General features: G+C 62.4%; 16 protein-coding genes and 1 riboswitch. Of the genes, 9 read left to right on the forward strand and 7 right to left on the reverse strand.

The window, feature by feature from the left end:
- Positions 1-19: 19 nt before the first annotated feature.
- Both J3364_RS16920 and J3364_RS16925 read right to left on the reverse strand, forming a co-directional pair.
- Complete coding sequence (locus tag J3364_RS16920; protein WP_349559418.1) at positions 20-949, reverse strand: cation diffusion facilitator family transporter; 930 nt, start codon at positions 947-949, stop codon at positions 20-22.
- A 96-nt stretch (positions 950-1,045) separates the two neighbouring features.
- Positions 1,046-1,375: a TraR/DksA family transcriptional regulator gene (locus J3364_RS16925; RefSeq protein ID WP_123635235.1), complete on the reverse strand. Its 330-nt coding sequence runs from the start codon at positions 1,373-1,375 to the stop codon at positions 1,046-1,048.
- Positions 1,376-1,572: 197 nt separating this feature from the next.
- On the opposite strand from J3364_RS16925, the gene J3364_RS16930 reads away from it, so the two are divergent.
- Positions 1,573-2,577 (forward strand): ChaN family lipoprotein, encoded by a 1,005-nt coding sequence (locus tag J3364_RS16930; RefSeq protein WP_349559419.1) that lies wholly within the window; start codon positions 1,573-1,575, stop codon positions 2,575-2,577.
- A 22-nt stretch (positions 2,578-2,599) separates the two neighbouring features.
- On the opposite strand, the gene J3364_RS16935 is transcribed toward J3364_RS16930, so the two are convergent.
- Positions 2,600-3,268: a glutathione S-transferase family protein gene (locus J3364_RS16935; RefSeq protein WP_349559420.1), complete on the reverse strand. Its 669-nt coding sequence runs from the start codon at positions 3,266-3,268 to the stop codon at positions 2,600-2,602.
- A 236-nt stretch (positions 3,269-3,504) separates the two neighbouring features.
- Here J3364_RS16935 and J3364_RS16940 point away from each other — a divergent pair, with 236 nt between their 5' ends.
- Positions 3,505-3,927, forward strand: a complete 423-nt coding sequence (locus J3364_RS16940) for a DUF4399 domain-containing protein (protein ID WP_349559421.1) — start codon at positions 3,505-3,507, stop codon at positions 3,925-3,927.
- 24 nt (positions 3,928-3,951) lie between these two features.
- On the opposite strand, the gene J3364_RS16945 is transcribed toward J3364_RS16940, so the two are convergent.
- Positions 3,952-5,703: an alkaline phosphatase D family protein gene (locus tag J3364_RS16945; RefSeq protein WP_349559422.1), complete on the reverse strand. Its 1,752-nt coding sequence runs from the start codon at positions 5,701-5,703 to the stop codon at positions 3,952-3,954.
- A 416-nt stretch (positions 5,704-6,119) separates the two neighbouring features.
- Positions 6,120-6,221, forward strand: a riboswitch (guanidine-I (ykkC/yxkD leader).
- Positions 6,222-6,300: 79 nt separating this feature from the next.
- On the opposite strand from J3364_RS16945, the gene J3364_RS16950 reads away from it, so the two are divergent.
- The 7 genes from J3364_RS16950 to J3364_RS16980 all read left to right on the forward strand — a co-directional run bounded on the left by J3364_RS16950 (position 6,301) and on the right by J3364_RS16980 (position 15,229).
- Positions 6,301-7,353, forward strand: coding sequence for a putative urea ABC transporter substrate-binding protein (locus tag J3364_RS16950; RefSeq protein WP_349559423.1), 1,053 nt, complete (start codon positions 6,301-6,303; stop codon positions 7,351-7,353).
- Between the two features lie 75 nt (positions 7,354-7,428).
- Complete coding sequence (locus J3364_RS16955) at positions 7,429-8,247, forward strand: ABC transporter permease (protein WP_349559424.1); 819 nt, start codon at positions 7,429-7,431, stop codon at positions 8,245-8,247.
- Positions 8,248-8,258: 11 nt separating this feature from the next.
- Positions 8,259-9,044, forward strand: a complete 786-nt coding sequence (locus J3364_RS16960) for an ATP-binding cassette domain-containing protein (protein WP_349559425.1) — start codon at positions 8,259-8,261, stop codon at positions 9,042-9,044.
- A gap of 21 nt (positions 9,045-9,065) precedes the next feature.
- Positions 9,066-9,806, forward strand: coding sequence for an urea amidolyase associated protein UAAP1 (locus J3364_RS16965; RefSeq protein ID WP_349559426.1), 741 nt, complete (start codon positions 9,066-9,068; stop codon positions 9,804-9,806).
- A gap of 12 nt (positions 9,807-9,818) precedes the next feature.
- On the forward strand, positions 9,819-10,460 hold the full coding sequence (locus J3364_RS16970; protein ID WP_502882527.1) for an urea amidolyase associated protein UAAP2: 642 nt from the start codon (positions 9,819-9,821) through the stop codon (positions 10,458-10,460).
- A gap of 95 nt (positions 10,461-10,555) precedes the next feature.
- Positions 10,556-14,146 (forward strand): urea carboxylase, encoded by a 3,591-nt coding sequence (gene uca / locus J3364_RS16975; protein WP_349559427.1) that lies wholly within the window; start codon positions 10,556-10,558, stop codon positions 14,144-14,146.
- Positions 14,147-14,365: 219 nt separating this feature from the next.
- On the forward strand, positions 14,366-15,229 hold the full coding sequence (locus tag J3364_RS16980; RefSeq protein ID WP_349559428.1) for a substrate-binding periplasmic protein: 864 nt from the start codon (positions 14,366-14,368) through the stop codon (positions 15,227-15,229).
- A gap of 34 nt (positions 15,230-15,263) precedes the next feature.
- Here the strand turns inward: J3364_RS16980 and J3364_RS16985 are convergent, their stop codons facing one another.
- The 3 genes from J3364_RS16985 to J3364_RS16995 form a co-directional block, all read right to left on the reverse strand.
- Complete coding sequence (locus tag J3364_RS16985) at positions 15,264-16,493, reverse strand: SO2930 family diheme c-type cytochrome (protein ID WP_349559429.1); 1,230 nt, start codon at positions 16,491-16,493, stop codon at positions 15,264-15,266.
- Between the two features lie 59 nt (positions 16,494-16,552).
- Positions 16,553-18,046 carry a parallel beta-helix domain-containing protein gene (locus J3364_RS16990; protein ID WP_349559430.1) on the reverse strand — a complete coding sequence of 498 codons (1,494 nt, stop codon included), beginning with the start codon at positions 18,044-18,046 and terminating at the stop codon, positions 16,553-16,555.
- Between the two features lie 260 nt (positions 18,047-18,306).
- Positions 18,307-19,356: an AraC family transcriptional regulator gene (locus J3364_RS16995; RefSeq protein WP_349559431.1), complete on the reverse strand. Its 1,050-nt coding sequence runs from the start codon at positions 19,354-19,356 to the stop codon at positions 18,307-18,309.
- Positions 19,357-19,399: the final 43 nt, after the last annotated feature.

Here is a 19,399-nt window from a genome sequence, read left to right on the forward strand (position 1 = left end):
TATCAGCAACCCGGCTCTGTCAACAGCGATGAGACACCGGACAAGCGTCGCTGTCCCGCTCCCACTGGATGGTGACGTGGTTGATGTTGAAGTCATGGCGCAGCTTGCCTTCCAGAGTTTCCAGCAGGGCGTCGTCGGAGGCCGGGTCCGGCTTGACCAGATGGGCGGTCAACGCGTTTTCGGTGGTGCTCATGGCCCAGATGTGCACGTGGTGGACGCCTTCCACCCCTGGCAGGTCGTTGAGTACGCCATGAACCTCGTCCGGGTCGATCCCGGAGGGTACGGCGTCCAGGCTGAGGTTGAGGGATTCCTTGAGCAGTCCCCAGGTGCCGATCAGGATGACGGCGACGATGGCCAGACTGACGACGGGGTCAATCCAGGTCTGTCCGGTCCACAGGATCACCAGGCCAGCCACCGCAACACCCAGCGACACGCCGGCGTCCGCCGCCATGTGCAGGAAGGCACCGCGGATGTTCAGGTCTTCTTTCTGACCCGCCATGAACAGCATCATGGTCGCGGCGTTGATCACCACACCAATCAGCGCCACGACGATCACGGTCATGCCGGCCACTTCCGGCGGATTGGAAAAGCGGCGGATGGACTCCCAGGCGATGCCGCCGATGGCGACCATCAGCACCAGCGCGTTGATCAGCGCCGCCAGGATGGTGGTTTTCTTCAGTCCGTAGGTGCGCCACTTGGTGGCCTCTCGTTGGGCCAGCCAGGCCGCGCCCCAGGCCAGGATCAGACCCAGCACATCACTGAGGTTGTGCCCGGCATCCGCCAGCAACGCCATGGAATCCGCCAGTACGCCGTACACTGCTTCCACCACGACGAAAAACACGTTGAGCAGAATGCCGATGGCGAACGCTCGGTTGTAGGCCACTCCGTGCGAGTGCCCGTGGGAATGACCGTGATGCGCGTGGCCGTGGTGGTGATGGGCGTGAGACATGGAAACGGGCTCCTTGATTATAGTTGACGCCATTAAAAACCCTGAAGTGGTTACAGGGTCAAGCCATCACACACGTCGGGAGTCAGCGGCCTGTCTTCAGCCCGTCTGTTCTTCGGCACATTCCACGCAAATGGTGGTCTGGGGCAGGATCTTGATTCGCTCGGGGTTGATGAACTCACCGCAGTATTCGCAGATGTCGCCCTCACCTTCTTCAATGCGACGAAGCGCCCGTTCCACTTGTCGCAATTCTTCACGGGCCTCGACATCCAGCCCGTCGACAACTTCGTCATTCTGTCGCTGGACGGCCTGCTCGGCGAAATCGGCTTCCAGGGGGCCACCGTCGCGGTGTTGGTGGGCGGAATACTTATCGATGCGCGCTTTGAGTTCATGGCGCAGGTCGGTCAGGAATTCGGTGCGATCGGTCATAGGGGTACCTCGCTCAATCGAGAACCGTACTCTAACTATAGGCGTTTACGTATTAACTGACGCAGGACAATAGTTAGACCGTAAGACGGCCGTTTTGTCCCCCAAGTCGGCCTGTCGCTGGAACTGCGCTAAAGTCATCGGGTAACCGACCCCGTTTTGTGCCCACTGTGCGCATCGTCATGCCAAGGAGTTTGCCCGTGTTCCATCGCCTGCTTCCGATCTGCGGCCTTGCCCCGCTTCTGCTTGTCGGTTGTGCTAACTGGACGCCCGAGCCGGACGCGCCGCCTTCCCTGCCTCCCATGCATTCCATCCTGAATACGCCGGTGATCGACAGTGACACGGGCCTGCCCATTACCGTGGAAGCGTTGGCGGCCAAATGGCGGGATGCGGACGTGGTGGTGATTGGCGAGCTGCACGGCCATAACGGCGCGCACCTGCTGGAGGCCCGTATGCAGGCAGCCCTCTACGCCGAGCATCCGGATCAGGTGTTGTCGCTGGAGCCGTTCAATGTGGATCACCAGCCGGAGCTGGACCAATACCTGGCCGGCAAGCTGGGCGAAGCGGAGATGGTTGAGGACGCCGAAGCGTGGGAAAACTACCGGGCGGGCTACCGGCCGCTGGTGACCTTCGCCGCGGAGCTGGGCCTGCCCGTGGTGGCCGCCAATGCGCCCACGCTGGCCGTTCGCTGCGTGGGCCGGGAAGGTCCGGCGGCGCTGGACCGGCTGGATCCGGACCTGCAGGCGCTGCTGCCGGAGCAGCCTTTCCTGAGCGACCCGAATTATCGCGAGCGTTTCTTCGCGGCCATGGGCGGCCACGGCAGTGGCAGCGGTGGCGACAACCCGTTGGAGAACCGCTACAAGGCGCAGTTACTGCGGGACAACACCATGGCGAGTCGCATCCTGCAGGCACTGAAAGCCCATCCCGGCGCCCAGGTGCTGCATGTTACGGGGGTATTCCACAGCGAGGACCGGCTGGGCACGGTAGCGTTGCTGCAGGCCCGGGATCCGGATCTCAAAATCCGGGTGCTGACACCCGTCACGGTGAGTAACCCGACACATCCCACCTACGACGCCGACGATCTGAGCGGCGGGGATGCCGTCTACCTGCAGGCCCCGCTGCCGCCGGAATACGTCGATCAATCCCGGATGATTGACGCGATACGCCAACAGTTCGCGGACGCCCGGGACATGGAATGCCCTTGAACGTGAGCCCATCCGCGCTGCGTTACAGCCGGGCGCCGGGGATATCGCTGCCGGCTTCGTCCTCTGGAACGATCTCGGTTTCCGCCAGGGCGCCGGCCAGCCAGCGTTCCATGGATTCGTGATGGCGTAGCCGCGCCGCATACTGTTGCGCCCCGTCCGACAGCGGCGTGCCGTAGGTCAGGAAACGCCAGGCCACCGGCGCGTAGAAGCAGTCGGCGATGGAGAAGTCACCGAACAGCCAGGGACCGTCCTCTCCGTAACGCGTGGTGCAATCGGTCCAGATGCGATCCACTCGCTCGACATCTGCCTTGGCGGCTTCGGACAGTTCAATCAGGCGACGGGCGCGGCAGTTCATGGGCATTTCCGTGCGCAGGGCCGACAGGCCGGAATGCATTTCCGCACAGATTGCCCGCGCATGGGCCCGGGCCCGCAAATCCGCCGGCCAGCCACGACCGTCCAGGTAAGCTTCGGAGACGTATTCGCAAATGGCCAGGGAATCCCAGACGGTCAGACCGCCGTCGATCAGGACCGGCACACGGGAAGTCGGTGAATAACGCCCGAGCCGAACCTTCAGGCCATCCTGCTGGAGCGACTCTTCGATCTCTTCAAATTCAAGACCGAATGCCGACATCAGGAGCCAGGGTCGCAGGGACCAGGATGAGTAATTCTTGTTGCCGATGACCAGTTGCATGACGACCTCCCGTTTCTGATCTGCCGAGTGAGCCCCGACAACAGGCCTAACGCCATCCATGACCGCTGTTGGAGTCGTCTGAATATAGCATTGATCCCTGTCTCAACCCATGGCCTCCGGTCGCCGTTTGACGGCCGTCCGATGGGCGCTCGATCTGTGCAGGAAATCGATATGTTCAATTCCGTGGTGGCTTCCTATGCTGAGGGTTGAACCCTCAGCAAAAAGGAGATTGCAGAATGGGCGTTCAACCCAAGTGGTTACCCGCATTCGCGCTGGTGATGGCATCCGGACTGGCCCAGGCAACGCCGGCACCCGACGATGCATCGGTCTATTTCATCACGCCCGAGGATGGCGCGACGGTCAGCTCCCCCGTCACCGTGCGGTTCGGACTGACAGGCATGGGCGTGGCGCCGGCGGGCACCGACAAGGCGGACACCGGCCACCACCACCTGCTGATTGATGCGGGCGGCCTGCCTCCGAAAGGCCAGCCGATCCCCTCCGATGACCACCACAAGCACTTCGGCGGCGGTCAGACCGAAACCCAACTGGACCTCTCACCCGGCCAACACACGCTCCAGTTATTGATGGGCGACCAGAATCACATTCCCTTCGATCCACCGGTGGTCTCGAAGAAGATCACCATCACGGTGACCGAGTAACGCTGGCCCCATCAATCCAGTCCGTCAACTGACGGGCTGGAGAACCCGGTTTGATGGTGTGGTTTTGAACGCCGTGTTGCTGTCGGCATCGATGGTGTAGCTGTCGGCTTTCACCGTGTCGACAAAGCGCCAGTCGGAACGGGCCTCGTCCTGGGTCAGGGTGAGTTTGAGGTAGCCGCGCTGGTTGGCGTTGCTGTATTCAAGGTCGTCGATCAGGGTGACCAAAGCTTCTTCGACCTGGGCGATGCTGTCCGACGGCACTTGCAGATACGTCTCCAGCCCTGGCGAGCTGACAGACGCCGTCGCGAACTCCACGCCTACAGCTGTGCCGCCATTACTGTTGTCCAGGTGCAGGTTGTTGGCCCAGGCGTTGTGGGTGTCCCCCGCCAGGACGACCAGATTCTTGTTGGCCTCTTTGAAGATCTTGAGCACCTGCTCCCGCTCGTAGTAATAGCCGTCCCAGGCGTCGAGGTTGTAGGGCAACGTGTTTTCCACCCGTGCCCGGTCATCATCGGGTACCGTCGCTCCGCTGTCGATCGCCGCCTTGATTGCCACCAACTCTGTGATGGCGGTAATAATGGATGCGGTATCCCCACTTTCATAAGCTACCAGCAACTCGGCTGGAAACATCATCCGCCCCATAAGAACCTGCTGGCCCAGAACCTGCCAAGTCGCATTGGACAACTGCACTTTATTATCCAACCAATTGAATTGCTCCGAACCAATCATCTCCCGGTTCGGATCAGTAACATCAGCCTCAAAGTTCGCTTCATTGATGTTGCCTGCATCGTCCAGATAGTCGTCGTAGTCCAGCTGCTCATCCCGGGCAATCAAACGAGTATCAAGCATGTAGAGGCTGGCGAGGTCGCCAAATTCAAAGCTGCGATAAATGGTTTCGGTGTTATCCGCACTGGCCGGGCGCACCGGCATCCACTCGAAATAGGCCTGGAGCGCCTGCATCTTACGATCCTGGTAGTCACCTTCCGTGGAGGGCTGGTGGTTTTCGGCCCCGTTCTCCCAGGCGTCGTTGGCCACTTCGTGGTCGTCCCAGACCGCGATGAGCGGCCAGCGAGCATGCATGGCCTGGCAGTCGCTGTCGGCCCGGTAAAGCGCGTAGCGAGCCCGGTACTCGTCCAGGGTGATCGTCTCCGTGTTGCTGCTGTCGGGCAGCGCGCGGCCGATGGCTTCCGCTCCGTCGGTGCCGTACTGGCCCTCGCCGTACTCGTAGATAAAGTCGCCCAGGTGAAGGACCGCATCGAGATCGGTTTCCTTGGCAATTTCCGCGTACACGTTGAAATAGCCCGCCGGGTAGTTGGCGCAGGAAACGACGGCAAACGCCGCCTGGTCGACGACGCCTTCCGGCAAGGTTTTGGTCTGTCCCACCGGCGACGTACCGGCGTCATTGGACTTGAAACGATAGAAATAGGTGGTGCCGGCAGACAGGTTCAGCACGTCCACTTTCACGGTGAAGTCGTTGTCTGCCGTGGTCGTCGTGGTGCCGGAATGCACCAGTTGGTTGAAGTCCTCGTCCTCGGCCACTTCCCAGCCTACGGACATGGCACTGGTGTTGCCATCGTTCGGGGTCAGGCGGGTCCAGAGCATCACGCGGTCCTGCAGCGGGTCGCCGCTGGCCACGCCGTGGTTGAAACTGATCGCGCGTTCACGATCCTCTTCGGTGGACCCGGACAGGCAGCCCGACAATCCAGTGGATACCGCAACCGCGCCGGCACTCAGGGCCGAAACGCGCAGGAACTCGCGACGGGTCAAACGCTTCATGACAAATCCTTTTGTAGTGGAGTCTGTTTATTGTGAAGTCTTTTATTCGAGGCCGAACTTACGCTCGAAGAATGACAATCCGATGGCGACCGCTTCCTGCCATAGTTCGCAAAACACAAAGAATACCCAAGCCGTCCCCCGCAAAAACAGTGCCGTATCCGGCGTCAGTCATTGAACCTGACAGGTTGGCACCGCACCAGGACGGTCAACGATGCCCACTTACGCACCAAACCAGTGCATATATGACCGTCAGGCCAGCCGGAATCCAGCCGCTGACCTCAACGGGCAAGGCGGCCTGCGGGCATTTGGATGAGGTTGGCACTCACTTTGCTCTCTCGTGAGTGTGAGGAATCAAATGGCCAGTCGCCATTGTAGGAGGCGGCAGCGTCCCCGATTCACGACAATCTGACGCAACACCAATAGACAGCTAGGGTTCCGGTCGGCCACAAGCCGATGCCTGGTCCGAGAGCGGTCGACCTTCTTGCAAGGTTACACGGCGGGACAAAAGCCCGGGAGGACAATCAATGGCGCGCTCGCCATCTGATTCCTCTCGCTGCTTTACGAATCACTCGACACCCGCTTGCCAAGGAGGTCACGATGACCCGTAAGCTGTACACAACGATCACCCTGCTCTTCTCTCTCGCGTTCACTCCCGTGGCGTTCGCCAAGGACTCCTTCAACGTCTGCTGGTCGATCTATGTCGGCTGGATGCCCTGGGGCTATGCCGAGGACTCCGGCATCATCGACAAATGGGCGGACAAGTACGGCATCGACATCAATGTCGTGCAGATCAACGACTACATCGAATCCATCAACCAGTACACCGCCGGCCAGTACGACGCCTGTTCCATGACCAACATGGACGCGCTGACCATCCCCGCCGCCGGTGGCGTCGACTCCACCGCCCTGATCGTGGGCGATTTCTCCAACGGCAACGACGGCATCGTGCTCAAGGGCAAGGACACGCTCGAGGCCATCAAGGGTCAGAAGGTCAACCTGGTGGAGCTGTCCGTCTCCCACTACATGCTCGCCCGGGCCCTGGAAACCGTCGGCATGACCGAACGTGACCTCACCGTGGTCAACACCTCCGACGCGGACATGGTCTCCGCCTACACCAGCGACGACGTCACCGCGGTCGCCACCTGGAACCCGCTGCTCAGCGAAATCAAGGCCATGCCGGACAGCCACCTGGTGTTCGACTCGTCCAGGATCCCGGGCGAGATCATCGACCTGATGGTGGTGAACACCGACGTGCTCAAGGAGAACCCCAAGCTGGGCAAGGCCCTGACCGGCGCCTGGTACGAAATCATGAGCAAGATGCAGGGCGACGGCGATGAGGCCATCAAGATCCGCAAGGCCCTGGCCGACGCGTCCGGCACGGACCTGGCCGGGTACGACAGCCAGTTGGACAGCACCCGCATGTTCTATGACCCGGCCACGGCGGTGGACTTCGTCAACGGCTCGGAGCTGAAGGACACCATGCAGAAAGTGGCGGAATTCTCCTTCGAGCACGGCCTGCTGGGTGAAGGCGCGCCGGATGCCACGTTCATCGGCGTGGAAACGCCGGCCGGCACCTATGGCAACAGCGGCAACACCCAACTGCGCTTCACACCGGACTACATGAAGATGGCGGCCGACGGCGACCTCTGATCGCCGGAAGCGAGTTGATAAACCGGCCGGTCCCTCGGGACCGGCCGTCATGAACCCGACGCCGGAACCTGTCCCATGAAGAAACTGATCAACCGACATCCGGGCATCGTGAGCCGCTGGGCGCTGGGATTGCTGCCCTTCCTGCTGATCGCGGTGATCTACACCGCCGCCTCGACCGCACGACTGGAAGAGAATCCCAACGACAAGCTGCTCCCATCGGCCAGCGCCATGGCCGACGCCATGCAACGGATGGCCTTCGAGCCCAGCAAGCGGACCGGTGACTACCTGCTCTGGACCGACACTGCCGCCAGCCTGCAACGCCTGGCCATCGGCGTGGGTCTGGCGGCGCTGGTGGGTCTGGTATTCGGGATCGCCAACGGGGCCATTCCCCTGTTCCGGGCCGGCCTGTCGCCGTTGATCACCGGGATATCGCTGGTGCCGCCCATGGCGATGTTACCCATCCTGTTTATCGCCTTCGGCCTGGAAGAGCTGGCCAAGGTCATGCTGATCTTCATCGGCATCACGCCCTTCCTGATCCGCGACCTGCAACAGCGCACCGAGGAAATCCCGGAAGAGCAGATCATCAAGATGCAGACGCTCGGCGCCAACACCTGGCAGATCATCGTGCGTCTGGTCTGGCCGCAGATCATGCCCCGCCTGATCGCCGCCGTGCGCCTGTCGCTGGGCTCGGCGTGGCTGTTCCTGATCGCCGCCGAAGCCATCGCGGCCACCGACGGGCTGGGCTACCGGATCTTCCTAGTGCGGCGTTATCTCGCCATGGACGTGATCCTGCCCTACGTGGTCTGGATCACGCTGCTGGCGTTCGTCATCGACCTGGTGCTGCGCCGCTACTCCGCCTGGCGCTACCCCTGGTTCCACGGCCGCACCGCCTGAGGAGGACAACGATGGCAACGCTTGAACTGAAAAACCTCTGGAAGGAATACGGCGACGACGTGGTGCTCGAACGCCTCAACGCCACGGTGGAAACGGGCGAGTTCGTCACCATCGTCGGCGCCTCCGGATGCGGCAAGACCACGTTCCTGAAGCTCCTGCTGGGCACTGAGTCCCCGACCCGCGGCGAGCTCTTGCTCGATGGCCAACCGATTCCGGACGAGCCGGACGAGACCCGGGGCATCGTGTTCCAGCGCTATTCCGTGCTGCCCCACCTGACCGCCGAGCGCAACGTGATGCTGGCCGGCGAGCTGGAATCCAGCCGTTTCCTGGGCCACACCTTTGGCCGGATGCGCCTGGCCCTGCGCAACGAGGCCCGCCAGATGCTCGAGGACGTGGGCCTCGGCTACGCCATGCACAAGTACCCGCACGAACTGTCCGGCGGCATGCAGCAGCGGCTGGCCATCGCCCAGGCGCTGATGAAGAAGCCCCGCATCCTGCTACTGGACGAGCCCTTCGGCGCCCTGGACCCCGGCATCCGCCGGGACATGCACAAGCTGGTGCTCAAGCTGTGGCGGGAACAGAACCTGACCGTGTTCATGATTACCCACGACCTGGAGGAAGGCTTCTTCCTCGGCACGCGACTGTGGGTGTTCGACAAGGATCGCCTCGACCCACAGGCGCCGGGAGCCTATGGCGCCCGCATCACCTACGACCTGCCGGTGGGTCGGGACGACGCCGACACACTGGATTCGATTGCGGACCGGGTGGATTCCACCGCCCGGGCCCTGAACGACTGATCACGCACGAGGAGAGACACGATGAGCAACGCGCTGATCTACGACACCACGCTGCCGGGGGGCCATCACTGGTCCTTCCGCATGCGCCGCGGCACCCGCCTGCGCCTCACCGATCTGGACGGCGGCGCCAACGTGGCCCTGCTGTTCTACAACCCGGAGAACCTGCTGGAGCGCTACAACGCGCCGGACACCCTCAAGGGTCAGCACACCTTCAAGCTGACCCGGGGCAACTGCCTGTACTCGGACATGGGCCGCAGCATGGCCTCCATCGTTGAGGACAGCTTTGGCTGGCACGAGACCGTCTGCGGCAACCTGAGCGACGCCGGCTGCCTGAAAAAGTACGGCGAGCACGGCTACCAGGACAACCGCAACGACTGGTTCCTCAGCGGCGAACACAGCTTCCTGACCGAGCTGGCCAAGTACGGCCTGACCGAGCGGGACATGGCCGCCAACCTGAACCTGTTCTCGAAGGTGTACACCGACGACGCCGGCAACCTGGCCTACGACCCGTCCGCCTCCGAAGCCGGTGCCCAGGTGACCCTGCGCTTCGACATGGACACGCTGGTGCTGCTGCACACCTGCCCGCACCCGCTCAACCCAGCGAGCGACTACCCCCGGCACCCGGTGCGCGTCGAGTTCCTCACCGGCGAGCCGATGACGGCGGACGACATTTGCCTGAATCACCGCCCGGAAAACCGCCGCGCCCTGGAAAACACCCGACTGTACTACCTGGACCCGATCCAGAGCCTGGACAACGCCTGAGGAGACCGTCTGATGATTCGAGAAAGCCAACGCCAGATGGACGACACCCACTTCCGCCAGGTGGTGCCGGCGGGCGATTACTTCATCCACCGGATCAAGGCCGGCGAAACGTTCCGCATTCTGGACCTGGAAGGCAACCAGGCGGCGGACACGCTGTTCTTCAACGCCGACGATCCGGCCGAACGCTACAGCTTCATGGACACCACCCGCGAACAGGGCAACGTCTACCTGACGGCCGGCACCGTGCTGATGTCCAACCGGGGCAACCCGCTGCTGGAAATCGTCGCCGACACCTGCGGTCGTCACGACACCCTCGGCGGCGCCTGCGCCAGCGAGAGCAACACCGTGCGCTACGCGCTGGACAAGCGCTGCATGCACTCCTGCCGGGACAGCTGGATGCTCGCCATCAACCGCCATGAAGAATTTGGCCTGGCCAAACAGGACATCACCCACAACATTAACTTCTTCATGAACGTGCCAGTTACGGCCAGCGGCGGGCTGACCTTCGAGGACGGCATTTCAGGTGCCGGGAAGTACGTGGAGCTGGAAGCGAAAATGGACGTCACGGTGCTCATCTCCAACTGCCCGCAGCTCAACAACCCCTGCAACGGCTACAACCCGACGCCGATCGAAGTGGCCATCTGGTCCGCCTGACGACCACTGACCCGGCTCCCGACGAGCCCCGTGAGGGACGACCCTGACGGCAGGAACATCCAGGCGGGACGACCCGCCCGTTCAGGATCACCACCATGTTCAACAAGGTATTGATTGCCAACCGGGGGGCCATCGCCACCCGCATCATCCGCACCCTGAAGGCCCTGAATCTCACCAGCGTGGCCGTCTACGCCGACGCGGACGCCGATTCCCTGCACGTGCGCCAGGCCGACGAGGCCTACCCGCTGGGCACCGGCAACGCCAGCCAGACCTACCTGGACCAGGACAAACTGTTCGCCATCATGCGTGAGGCAGGCGTGGATGCCGTGCATCCCGGCTACGGGTTCCTCAGTGAGAACCCGGAGTTCGTAGAACGCTGCCAGGCCGAAGGCATCGCCTTTATCGGCCCCACGCCGGACCAGATGCGGGACTTCGGCCTGAAGCACACCGCCCGCCAACTGGCGGAAGCGGCCGACGTGCCCCTGCTCCCCGGCACCGGCCTGCTGAGCGATTGCGATCACGCCCTGTCAGAAGCCGACCGCATCGGTTACCCGGTGATGCTCAAGAGCACGGCCGGCGGGGGCGGCATCGGTATGCAGGTGTGCGCCGATGCCGGGGCCCTGACCAAAGCCTGGGACAGCGTGCGCCGGCTCAGTGCCAACAACTTTGCCAACGACGGCGTGTTCCTGGAGAAATACATCGAGAAGGCCCGCCACATCGAAGTGCAGATCTTCGGCGACGGCGAGGGCCAGGCCATCGCCCTGGCCGAACGGGACTGTTCCGCCCAGCGCCGCCACCAGAAAGTCATCGAGGAAACCCCGGCCCCCAACCTGCCGGACGACGTGCGCGCGACCCTGCACGATACCGCCGAGCGGCTGATGGCCTCGGTGAATTACCGCAACGCGGGCACCGTGGAGTTCATTGTCGACCAGGCCACCAATGCCTTCTACTTTCTGGAGGTGAATACCCGCTTACAGGTGGAACACGGCGTGACCGAGCAGGTCTTCGGCGTCGACCTCGTGGCATGGATGGTCAAACTGGCCGCTGGCGAGCTCACAAACCTGACGGAACTCGCCTGCGGATTGACGCCAAAAGGCCATGCCATCCAGGTGCGTGTCTATGCTGAAGACGCCAACAAGGACTTCCAGCCCTGCGCCGGTTTGCTCACCACCGTGCGCTTCCCGGACGCGGACGGACACGCCACCCGCATCGACCACTGGATCGAGGCCGGTCTGGAAGTCTCCCCGCTCTACGACCCGATGCTGGCGAAAGTGATCGTTCACGCCGCGGACCGCAATCAGGCGCTGTCTGCGCTGGATCAGGCACTCTCGGAGACCGTCATCGAAGGCATCGAGACCAACCGGGACTATGTCCGTGACGTGCTGGCCGATGACGCGTTCACCAACGGCCTGATGACCACCCGCTACCTTAACGACTTCCTGTTCAAACCGGCCACGCTGGATGTACTGGCCGCCGGTACCATGACCACCATTCAGGACTATCCGGGCCGCTCCGGCTACTGGCCGGTCGGCGTGCCGCCCTCAGGCCCCTTCGACAGCCTCAGCTTCCGGGTGGGCAATCGGCTGCTGGGTAATGACAGCACCGCGGCCGGTCTCGAATTCACCCTGAACGGCCCGACCCTGCGCTTCAACACCGGCACCGAGATCGCGCTCACCGGCGCCGACATGCAGGCGACACTGGACGGCGCGCCGGTTGAGCGTTTCGTTCCGGTGGCCGTCAGCGCCGGCCAGATCCTCAAACTGGGCAAGGTGCAGGGTCAGGGTGCCCGTGCCTACCTGGCCATCGCCGGTGGCATTCAGTGCGAGCCGTACCTGGGTTCACGCAGCACCTTTACCCTGGGACAGTTCGGCGGCCACGGCGGCCGGGCCCTGCGCACCGGCGACGTGCTTCACCTGCTGCCGGACCAGACCGTTTCAGGCGGCGCCCTGCCCGAATCGGCCCGCCCGGCCCTGAGCGATCACTGGACCATCCGGGTGACCTACGGCCCCCACGGCGCCCCCGACTTCTTCACCGAAGACGACATCGGGACCTTCTTCGCCACCGACTGGCAGGTGCATTACAACTCCAGCCGAACCGGCATCCGACTGGTCGGCCCCAAGCCGGAATGGGCGCGGCGGGACGGGGGCGAAGCGGGCATGCACCCGTCCAACATCCACGATAATGCCTACGCCATCGGCACTGTCGATTTCACCGGGGACATGCCAGTGATCCTTGGGCCGGATGGGCCGTCACTGGGCGGTTTCGTGTGCCCGGTGACCACCATCAAGGCGGATCTGTGGAAGCTGGGTCAGCTCAAGGCGGGCGACCGCATCCGCTTCCAACCGGTCAGTCTGGATGACGCCGACCGGTTGGCGGTCGAGCAAGATCATGCCATCGACAACCTGGCGCCGGCGACGACAGAGGTGAGCGATCACCGACCGGCAACCCCGGTCCTCAAGCGGCTCGATGCCGAGCAGGCGGGGGTCGACGTGGTGTATCGCCCGGCCGGCGACCGCTACCTGCTGATCGAATACGGCCCGCTGGAACTGGACCTGCGCCTGCGCTTCCGTGCCCACGCGCTGATGCTGTGGCTGGAGGACCAGGCGCTGGACGGTATCCTCGAGCTGACGCCGGGCATCCGTTCGCTGCAGGTGCATTTCGATCCCGCCTTACTGCCCCGGGCCAAGCTGCTGGCGACACTGGAAGCGGCAGAGGAACACCTGCAACAGCAGAAAGACCTGGAAGTGCCGTCCCGCATCGTCCACCTGCCCCTGTCCTGGGACGACGAAGCCTGCCGGCTGGCAATCGAGAAGTACATGCAGTCGGTGCGCAAGGACGCTCCCTGGTGCCCGAGCAACATCGAGTTCATTCGTCGGATCAACGGGCTGGAGAGTATCGACGAGGTCAAGCGCATCCTGTTCGAGGCCAGTTACGTGGTGATGGGTCTGGGAGACGTGTACCTGGGCGCACCGGTGGCCACGCCCTACGATCCCCGCCACCGGCTGGTGACCACCAAGTACAACCCGGCCCGCACCTGGACCGCGGAAAACTCCGTCGGCATCGGCGGTTCCTACCTCTGCGTTTACGGGATGGAAGGCCCGGGCGGCTACCAGTTTGTGGGTCGGACGATGCAGATGTGGAACCGATACCGCACCACGGAGGCCTTCACCCAGCCCTACCTGCTGCGCTTCTTCGATCAGATCCGCTTCTACGAGGTCAGCGCCGAGGAACTGGTGCAGATCCGCCGGGACTTCCCCAAGGGCGACTACCCGTTCCAGGTCGAGGAGACCACGTTCAGTCTCAACGACTACCAGGCGTTTCTCGAGGAGAACGCCGCGGATATCGACGCGTTCACGGCTGATCGAAACGCGGCTTTCGAAGAAGAACTGGAACGCTGGGTCGCCAGCGGCCAGATCCACTTCGAGTCCCAGCAGGATCTGGCGGAACACGACAGCGACGGCCTGCCGGAGGGCACCCCGGTGGAATCGCCGGTAGCGGGCAGTCTGTGGAAGCTGTGCGTGGCCGAGGGCGATTCGGTGACCGAGGGCCAGACGCTGGCGATTCTGGAATCCATGAAGATGGAGATCGAGATTCACGCGCCGGCGGATGGCACGGTCCTGGCCATTGCACGGGCCGAAGGACAACAGATCAACGCCGGGCAGGCACTGATGGTGCTGGAGGCGTAGGTATCATGAGAGTGCGGGAATCTCCCGCACTCTCATGGGGATCGCTCCGGGACGGTTTTAAAATTCGTCCTGCAAATCGTTAAACAATGCAATTATTCACCCAAAACAAGGTGCCATACTCAATGGCGCCTGATAGCTTAGGCGACAGGGATTTCCCCACTCACACAAGGACGTTCGACTGAAACGTTCGACCCTATGTCGTTGATGCTGCCATTCCGTATGCTGTTACGGAAAACTGCCCTGGTATGGGCGTTGATGTCGCTGGCCACCTGCGGTGCTGCCAGCCCATCGACTATAAAGCTGACCAGCGGCACGTGGGCGCCCTATCTTGAGGATACGCCGTCACGAGGCATTATCGGGCACATCATCGATGAAGCGTTCGCCGAGGAAAACGTGACCGTTCACTGGGGATTTTTCCCCTGGGCGCGTTCCTACAGGCTGGCCCAAAAAGGGCTCTGGGATGGATCCGCCGCCTGGGCCTGCACCCCCGAACGGGCCCCCTTCTTTTACTTCAGCGATCCCATCATCCCGGTCAGGCTGGCCTTCTTTCACCGCCGTGACAAGCCAATCGACTGGACGACCCTCGACGATCTGCGAGGCCTGCGCATCGGCCTTTCACGGGACTATTATTACGGTGACACCATCAACCAGGCGATCGCCGACGGCATCCTGGAACCGGACATGGCGCGGTCCGACGTCATCAACTTCCGTAAACTGCTGGCCGGTCGCATCGACCTGTTTCCCATTGATGTGGCCGTCGGTCGCCGGCTGCTGGTTGAGACGTTCAGCCAGGAGGACATCGAGCAACTGGCGGTGCATCCCCGCGTTGTCTACGCCACCCAGCTGCGCCTGATGCTGTCGCGCCAGATCCCGGGCAACGAGGAACGGATGAAGCAGTTCAATCTGGGACTGCAACGTTTGAACGCCCGGGGCCGGGTGGACGCCATCATGGCTGAGGCCGCCAAGGACTTGCCCTACCCCGTCACGCTTTACGGCGACGGCCCGGACCCAGCCGAATGCGACTTTGTCCGGGCGTCGACACCCGCACCGGTCAACCCAACCGAAACGAGCGGCATCCAGTAACCCGAACAAAGCGATCCTGACACACCCTGTCGTATCAGGGCGACGGACAGGTCGGTGTATCCAGACTTTTGATCCACGCCGAGACCAGCGCCAGGCCTTCATCATGCACAACGCTCCGCCCCAGCTCGGGCATGATGTCGCCGGGCTTCGTTGAGGCCATTCGGTAGCGCAGTATCGAATTCTCTATGTCACCCGGGACAATGTCATAGGGCAAGCCGCTCAGCGCGTAGGTGGTCGGTTGTTTGCAAAGCCCCCGATGGATCGGTTCGTCCTGGATGTCCCGCCAGAACTCCATATACAGCCCGGTGTTGCTGGCGCTGCCTTCCGGTCGGTGGCAGTGGGAGCAATTGATGTCCAGATAGCCCGTCGCCAGCTCGGTCAGTTCTGCATCCGACTTGCCGGCCAGCAATGAGGCGTCACTGTCGTGGTAGGACGGGACCGTCTGGATTGTGTTCAGATCCGAGGGAACCCCGGTCAGGATGCCCTTCGAAATCCAGTGCGACAATTCGTTCTCGGACCCGGACGCATAATCCAGCGACCGGTTCAGCAGCCGGGCTTTGGGTCCGATGGGCGAGATGGCACTCACGTCGCTGCCCGAAGCCTTGTACTGATGGCATTGTTTGCACTGGTTCTTGTCCGGGACGCGGTAGTCGATGTCCAGCTGGACGCCGTTATGGACGGTGGTCACCGGAACCACACCCCCCGCAATCTGCAGCTCGGCATCCGAGAAATCGTCGTTCCAGACGTAAGGCAGGCCCACCCAGCCTTTCTCCCGATGGATCAGCAGTCGGGTCTCGATCAGGCGCTCGTCCTGTGCTTCCGCATCGTAGCCCCGGAAGGCAGTATCCGCCGGCATCGAGAACGTCTTGACCAGCACCGTGCCGACAGGAAAGTCGAACACTTCGTGCTCGGTGTAGGCCGCCGCCTCGCCGTCCGGGACAAAGACAAACCGGTACTTGCTGGCGTAGTCCGAGAACAGCGGCGTGGTCAGGTCATAGATCACGCCGCGTCCGTTCGGGTTGTCGGTGGGGTTGGACGCATCCGCAAACAGGCGGTAGCTGCTCAAGTATTTGCAGTCGGCGTCCTCGAGGGCCGCCTGGTTGATGGCGCCGGCGGTGTCACCGCACACTCCGGACTCCTTGCTGGTGCTGGCCTGACGGCCCTCATCGGAACTGCCTCCGCCTCCTCCGCCGCCACAGGCCGCAATCCCAGAGACACACAGCGCCAGCCCCAACAGTTTCAGATCGAATTTAAAACGCTTCATTTCGTCATACTCCTGGGGCCCGGTCCCGCCGTGGGAACGGGCCTTGTCTTAGCGAACGATCAGAGCGCGCAGGACGCCGCGCTGGCATCGCCGGACTCGCCCGAGTCACAGCCGTAGGCTTCGCCATTGATCGTGGCAGTGGCCGCCGTCAGACGGTCGAGTGGCGTTGCGCAGTTGAGGAGCGTGCTTTGGCTGGCTTCGAAAAGCAGCCTGGCCTTGGGCATCATCGATCCATCGAAGTTGTCCGGATCGGTTGCACTCGTGCCATACACCTGGCCAAAGCTGACATCACTGTTGTTCTCTGCACAGATCATGTCTTCCGCCGAAAACGGAGCGCCGGTTGCCATGGAGTCGGCAGCGGCATTCGCCAGCAGTTCACCAAGCCCGTCGTAAAGAACCGCTGGGAAGACGCTGTAGTTGTCAACGTATCCGGTAATGATTTCCTCAATCAGAGAGCCTTCAGGCGCGGCACCTGAGCTGCTGATGGCGTTGTCGTGAATGTGGATATTGCGGGGAACCGGGTTCCAGCCGTCATCAATGATGTTTTGATAAGAGCTGTAAGTCAGCGAATCATCCGCGAGATAGAACGAACTGATCGCCACCGACGTGGTGTTGTGGTCGCTGATGTCGTTGTTGTAAATCTCGACATCGTTGGTCGACAGCACAATGACGCCGGTGCCTGGCGGGACGATGTGCACGCCCGCCAGGTTGGAGCTGGCGTTGGCGAAGTTTTCCTGGTTGTTGTTGCTGACGTCGTTATCGAAGACCCGCACGGTGGAGCCGTAATGGCCGTTGCCGATCGGCAGGTCGAACACCAGAATCCCGCCGGTGTTGCCGGTGGCGACGTTGTCATAGACGTCGGCGTGCATGGAGTTTTCGATCTCGATGCCGGCGACATTTTCCTCGGCCGTGTTGCGCCGCACCACGATGTTTTTCGACTGGCCGACGTAGACCCCGGCATCCGCCGCGCCGCGTACGTAGGAATCTTCGATCAGGATGTTCTCACACTCCACCGGATACAGGCCGTAGGCGCCGTTGTCCTTGTCCAGCACGCCTTCCCAGACGGTGGCGACCGACTGGATGTGGATCCCGTTGGTATCTTTCAGCTTGATCGCGTTGTTGGCCGCCTCGTAAACACCGATGTCCTTGATGGTGATGTCGACGCCGTTCTCGACCAGGATCCCGTCACCGCCGGTGGCTTCGGAGAAATCCAGGATGGTCTTGCCCTTGCCGTAACCCATGATGGTGATGTTCTTGACCGACTCACCGTCGCCGTCGGAATCCGCATCAAAGGTCAATTTGTCGGAAATCTTGAAGCGGCCTTCCGGGAACACGATCACGTCGCCGGATTGGGCGTTGATAAAGGCCTCTTTCGCATCCTGGGTCAGGTTGTCGGCGGCCAGCATCTTGGCGCCGGCGGGAAACTGCGGGCCCACAGCCTGGTCGGAGCCCTCGTCCGAGCCGTCACCGCCACCTCCGCAGCCGGTCAGCGCCATCGTCGCCATCAGCGCGCCGGCAGCCAGCCCTGACTTCAGCCAGTGTTGTCCTGTCATTGTTACCCACTCCTTATTGTTATCGTCGTGGAACCGACCCCTATCTCGTTTTATCGGGCGGGCGGTTCGCGCCATCCCGTCACTTGGAAGGTCGGGATGGCATCACCATAAGGAACGGGCTGGATCGTGAGCGAGCAGAAGCAGCGTGCAGATCGCGTGAGCGACTGTGCAATTCCTGAAATCGCTTGCGCGCCAAGGACTACAGCAGCCCAGGCGCGGGTCGGAAATCGATGTGCAATTCCTGGAATTAAAGGAATGACTCAGGCGGGATCGAGCGTGTTGTTGAGGCTGTCGCCGGCCTCACCCTGACGATAGGCAGTCGGGGTCACGCCCTGGATTTCCCGGAATGCCCGATTAAAGGAGCTCAGCGTCCGGTAACCCACATCGAGGGAAATATTGAGCACCGGGGTGTCCGGTTCATCCCGCAAGCGGCTGGCGGCCTCCGCGATCCGTAGCTGATTGATGTAATCGTTGAAATTGCGATAGCCGAGCGTGCGGTTGATCACTCGCCGCAGCCGATATTCGGGGATACCCGCCTCGGCCGACAGCATCGCCAACGTCAGCCGCTCGGTGCAGTAATAGCCGGCGGCCATGGTTTGGGCCAGAACGGTGGCGTCGGCGTCCTGCTCCGGATCCTCCGGCTTTGCCGGCACGGCCTCAATCGACACAGGCGTTGTTGGCTCGGTCTCTCCGCTGGCCACTTCCAGTACACCCTGGCGTCCGTGGATCAGGCAGACGGCGGTCAGGAACGCTGCCACACCGGTGACCAGTCCCGGCGTCAGCTCGCTGGAAAGCCCGGTATTCATGGATACCGCAGCCCAACCCACGGCACCGCCCACCACCAGCAGGACCAACAGCCGTGCCCGTCGGCGGGCTTCCACCAGATCGTCGCGCCAGTGGGACACGACATGCCAGAACCCCCGCAACACGATGACGTACTCCAGATAGCGCCCCAGCGTCCAGCCAAAGAATACCGCCGGCCCCATCGGCGCGTCCGGTGTCACGAACGGCCGGGCAATGGCCGGCGCCAGAAACGTATACAGCGCCATCGCCGACCAGGGGCTGACCAGTCGCGGGCGCCGGGCAAACGTCGTTTCGCAGAGCAGCCAGAACAGACCCGGCAACGCCGTCTGCAGGTCGGACGTGAGCCAGTGCCAGCCGCGCGGCATCAGCGGGTCGATCAGGAAGGCAAACGAGGTCAGCACGATCATCAGGAACACGCGCCCCATCCGGGAATGCCGGAAGTCGCGAACGAGGATTACACACAGCAGAGAAAGGCAGCCAAGGCCGAAGCCGGTCAGCAGATGCACGGAAATCGCCTTTGTATCGTTGTTGTCAGCGTTAAGTTATGAA

The organism is Marinobacter sp. NFXS9, from assembly GCF_040148665.1.
Classification (GTDB): Bacteria; Pseudomonadota; Gammaproteobacteria; order Pseudomonadales; family Oleiphilaceae; genus Marinobacter_A; species Marinobacter_A mangrovi.